Raw genomic sequence first — 4,415 nt, forward strand, 5'->3', positions numbered from 1 at the left:
GTCATGCACGAGGGCTTCGTGAACTTCAATGCCGGAACCCTGGGTACCTCCATGGTCGAGGGCCGGATCTCGGCCGGCGTCATCACCGGCGACGGGTCCGACGTCGGCGGCGGGGCCTCGATCATGGGAACCCTCTCCGGCGGCGGCAAGGAAAAGATCTCCCTCGGCGAGCGGGTCCTCCTCGGCGCCAATTCCGGTGTGGGCATCAGCATCGGTGACGACTCGGTGGTGGAGGCAGGCCTCTACGTCACCGCCGGCACCCGTGTGCGCGTGATCGGCCCCAAGGACGCCGACGGCGAAGACACCAGCCGGATCGTCAAGGCCGTGGACCTTTCCGGCGTTCCGAACCTGCTCTTCCGCCGCAATTCCACCACTGGTGAGGTTGAGGTCCTCCCCCGCAAGGGCCAGACGGTGGAGCTCAACGAGGCCCTGCACGCCAACTGACCGCACCGGCTGGTACGGTATGGCGGGCGGCGAAGACCGCGCTGGCGGGGCCGACCCGCCCCGACGAAAAAGCCGATGACGCAGCCCGCAGGGGCCTGAGGGAGTATTTTCGTGGCACGACGAGGGAGCTGGCGGCGCCGGATTGTCCTTCTGCTGACCCTGGCGATGGTCGCGGGCGGCATCTACACCGCGGTGACGTTCCTGCAACGGTCGGAGACCTTGATCACCGAACGCTGCACGGCCACGGGAAGCGGCGGCGATGACCTCTCCACCGACCAGGCGGCCAACGCCTCCCTCATCACCGCCGTCGCGGTCCGGCGGGGACTTCCGGCCCGGGCCGCCAGCATCGCGCTGGCCACCTCGATGCAGGAATCCAAACTGCGCAACATCGGCCATGGCGACCAGGCCGGTCCCGACTCCCGCGGACTGTTCCAGCAGCGGCCGTCCCAGGGTTGGGGCACCCCGGCGCAGGTGATGGACCCGTACCACGCCAGCAATGCGTTCTACGATGCCCTCGTCGAGGTTTCCGGGTACGAGTCGCTCGATATCACCGTTGCCGCCCAGCGCGTCCAGCGCTCGGCGTACCCGGAGGCCTACGCCCAGCATGAGGTGATGGCCCGCGCGTTCGCCTCCGCCCTGAGCGGGCAGACGCCCGCAGGCCTGGACTGCTCGCTGCGCTCCCCCGACGCCGCCGGGAATCCTGCCGCCGTCACCGCAGGGCTGACCGCTGCTCTCGGGGACGTGACGGCGTCCACCGACGGCCGGACCCTGCTCGTCGAGGCCGAAGGAACCCAGGCCTGGGCTGTGGGCCAGTGGGCCGTGGCCAACGCCAAGGAGCTCGAAATCACCAGCGTGGAGGTCGAGGGCCGCGCCTGGAACCGGCAGTCCCGCGACGGCTGGCAGCCGGCCCAAGTCCCGGCCGGCCAAGTCAGGGTTACCGTCGCAGACGCCCCCGGCACCTGACCGCTACCGGGGGTCAGTTGGCAGCGGGGTCAGTTGCCACCGGGTCAGTTGCCAGCGGGTCAGTTGCCAGCGGGGTCAGCCGTCACCGGGCGGGCTCAGACGAGGAGATCGACCACCGGCTGCACGTAGCTGCGGAACAGCTCCGGCTGGGACAACAGCTCGTGGCTCATGATGATCTTATCGGGCTCGAGATACCAGGCCCGCGGCTCCGCAAGCGGGAGCTCGATGATCGTCAGGCCGAAATCCTTTGAAGCCCGTCCCACGTCAAGCAGGCGGTCCTCCACCATGTCGGCCAGCAGCTCGTTGTTGCCGTTGGCTTCGCGCTCCGCCTCGAGGGTTCCGTATTCGGCGAGGCGTTCCCGGGCCCACGTCAAAGCGGCCCCGAAGTGGGCCTGCAGCACGCGCCGGAGGGCCGGCGAATTGCTGAACGCACGGAAGCCCGGAGGGGAGAGCTCGGGGGACATTTCCGGGTGGTCTTTCAGCAGCTGTTCCCACCAGGCCTCCCATTCGGTCTTGAGCGCAGCCGGGCCGCCAACCTCGGCGATCAGGTGGGAGTGGTCCGAGGCGCGGATCTTCGGTGCCGCATGGCAGAGCGCCGGGTGTCCCGCGGTGTCCAAGCCGGCGGCGTCACGAACGTAGAGGGCAATGAGCATGGGACCAGAAGTATCCATCGTGATCCGCCAGCCTGGTCCGCCGGTGTGGTGCATCCAATTGCCTCCTTGGCAAGACGTACGATCTCAGTCTATTCCTGTTGTTATGAGGCGTTAACGGCTGGCTGCCCGGCCGCCAGCCGTCGGTTCAGGCCCGCCAGGTGGGCTTCGAGCACATCCTTGCACATCACGGCCGTCATCCACTCGGGCTGCAGGAGGGCGTGCATCGTCAGGCCGTCGAGGACTGCCAGCAGCAGTTCCGCTTCGGTGACGAGCACCTGCTGGTCGAGGCCGGCCGCGTGGTCGGCGTCAGCGCCTTCAGCCTCGGCCAGCCCCAGGATGAGCCCGCCCACGACGGCGGCCACAGCCCGGTGGCTGCGGTCGGCCTCGGCGGCCAGGAACGGCCTTGTCCGGGCGGCATTCTTGAAGGCCATCCAGACGCAGGCATCAACCGCCCGTTCCTCGTCCAACGGAAGAAACTCACCCAGCAGTGCCAGGACGGCCGCATGCTGCTCCCCTGAAACCGGCGGCGTATCGCCCAGCCGGGAGTCCGCGTCGGTGAGGCGGCCGACGATTCGGTCCACCACCACGGCGAACGCGTGGGTCAACAGCTCGTCGCTGCTGGCGAAGTAGTGCCGCACCGAGCCGACGGCCAGCTGCGCTTCATCGGCAACTTCCCGCAGCGAGGCCCGCTCGAGGCCATCCGTTGCGATGATCCTGAAGACTGCGTCAACTATTTCCTGGCGCCGGATGACGGCGTCGACAAATTTAGGCACTGGTCTTTTTTAGCACGTACGTGCCGCGGCCGCCCCGGGCCACACCGGTCCCGGCGGGGACGTGGCGCGGGTCACAGCGGCACGGTGCCCCCATAAGGACGACGCCGGCCGCGCACCTCAGCAAAAGGTGCGCGGCCGGCGTCGTCCTGTCTATCGCGCACGCCGTGGCCGGCGGGCGGGCTACAGCGACGGGTAGTTGCGTTCCGGTTCGCCGACGTAGAGCTGGCGCGGGCGGCCGATCTTCGTATTGGGGTCGCTGATCATCTCGCGCCACTGGGCGATCCAGCCCGGCAGGCGCCCGATGGCGAACAGCACGGTGAACATCTTCTCCGGGAAACCCATGGCCTTGTAGATCAGGCCGGTGTAGAAGTCCACGTTGGGGTAGAGCTTGGGCTTGAGGGCTTTCTCTTCAAGGCGCATGGCGATGTCGAGGAGCTCGTCGTTTCCGCCGAGCTTGCTCAGGACTTCGTGGGCCGTGGCCTTGATGATCTTGGCGCGCGGGTCGTAGTTCTTGTAGACGCGGTGCCCGAAGCCCATGAGGCGGACGCCGTCTTCCTTGTTCTTGACCTTCTCCATGTAGTCCTCGGGCTTGATGCCGTCGGCCTGGATCTGGCGCAGCATCTTCAGGACGGCCTCGTTGGCACCGCCGTGGGCGGGGCCGAAGAGGGCGTTGATGCCGGCGGAGACGGAGGCGAACAGGTTCGCGTTCGAGGAACCGACCAGGCGGACGGTCGACGTCGAACAGTTCTGCTCGTGGTCGGCGTGCAGGATCAGGAGCAGGTCCAGGGCCTTGGCGATGACCGGGTCCACCTCGTACTGCTCGGCCGGCAGGCCAAAGCTCAGGCGCAGGAAGTTCTCCACCAGGTTCATCGAGTTGTCCGGGTACAGCATGGGCTGCCCGATCGACTTCTTGTGGGCGTAGGCGGCGATGACCGGCATCTTGGCCATGAGGCGGATGGTGGACACCTCCACCTGCTCGGCGTTGAACGGATCCAGCGAGTCCTGGTAGAACGTCGACAGCGCCGACACGGCCGAGGACAGCACCGGCATCGGGTGGGCGTCACGGGGGAAGCCGCTGAAGAAGCCCTTGAGCTCCTCGTGCAGCAGGGTGTGGTGGCGGATCCGCTGGTCGAAGGACTCCAGCTCGGTGGGTGTCGGCAGGTTGCCGTAGATCAGCAGGTAGGAGACTTCCAGGAAGCTCGAGTGCTGGGCCAGCTGCTCGATCGGGTAGCCGCGGTAGCGCAGGATGCCGGCGTCACCATCGATGTAGGTGATGGCCGAGGTGGTGGCCGCGGTGTTCATGAAACCGGGGTCGAAGGCGACGGCGCCGGTCTGCTTCAGCAGCTTGGAAACGTCGTAGCCTTCGTTCCCTTCTACAACCTTGATGCGCGGGAGTTCGAGTTCGCCGCCGGCATGGCGCAGGGTTGCGCTGGTGGTTTCAGTCATGGAGTCTCCTCATGAGGCATCGGGGCCTCTGTCGAAAGCTGGTCCAACATCTGGTGAAGCTGCCCGCGGATCCTGTGCGGACAGGATTTCCAAAGGCTGCGCTGCCTTCTTGTGGAAAGCCACCATTGATCGTCAG

Annotated in this window: 5 protein-coding genes; 2 read left to right on the forward strand and 3 right to left on the reverse strand. The window is 67.0% G+C overall.

Features of this window, described 5'->3' with window-relative positions; translation table 11 throughout:
• Together LQV45_RS18890 and LQV45_RS18895 are read left to right on the forward strand one after the other, a co-directional pair.
• Positions 1–444, forward strand: a 444-nt coding sequence (locus LQV45_RS18890) for a DapH/DapD/GlmU-related protein (RefSeq protein WP_290370273.1), incomplete at its 5' end; no start/stop codon positions are given.
• Positions 445–609: 165 nt separating this feature from the next.
• Entirely contained in the window at positions 610–1,407 is a 798-nt protein-coding gene (locus LQV45_RS18895) for a hypothetical protein (protein ID WP_230008342.1), read from the forward strand.
• 95 nt (positions 1,408–1,502) lie between these two features.
• Here LQV45_RS18895 and LQV45_RS18900 read toward each other — a convergent pair whose 3' ends face one another.
• The 3 genes from LQV45_RS18900 to LQV45_RS18910 form a co-directional block, all read right to left on the reverse strand.
• Positions 1,503–2,114 (reverse strand): hypothetical protein, encoded by a 612-nt coding sequence (locus tag LQV45_RS18900; RefSeq protein ID WP_028275685.1) that lies wholly within the window; start codon positions 2,112–2,114, stop codon positions 1,503–1,505.
• 47 nt (positions 2,115–2,161) lie between these two features.
• Positions 2,162–2,833, reverse strand: coding sequence for a TetR/AcrR family transcriptional regulator (locus LQV45_RS18905; RefSeq protein ID WP_230008340.1), 672 nt, complete (start codon positions 2,831–2,833; stop codon positions 2,162–2,164).
• Positions 2,834–3,013: 180 nt separating this feature from the next.
• Positions 3,014–4,279: a citrate synthase gene (locus LQV45_RS18910; RefSeq protein WP_230008341.1), complete on the reverse strand. Its 1,266-nt coding sequence runs from the start codon at positions 4,277–4,279 to the stop codon at positions 3,014–3,016.
• Positions 4,280–4,415 lie beyond the last annotated feature (136 nt).

The sequence above is a fragment of the Microbacterium sp. Bi128 genome (genome assembly GCF_918698205.1).

What these genes read in the sequence shown, in the direction of transcription:
- LQV45_RS18895 (WP_230008342.1), top strand. Translation starts at nt 610, where the DNA reads ATGGTCGCGGGCGGCATCTACACCGCGGTGACGTTCCTGCAACGGTCG.
- LQV45_RS18900 (WP_028275685.1), bottom strand. Translation starts at nt 2,114, where the DNA reads ATGCACCACACCGGCGGACCAGGCTGGCGGATCACGATGGATACTTCT.
- LQV45_RS18910 (WP_230008341.1), bottom strand. Translation starts at nt 4,279, where the DNA reads ATGACTGAAACCACCAGCGCAACCCTGCGCCATGCCGGCGGCGAACTC.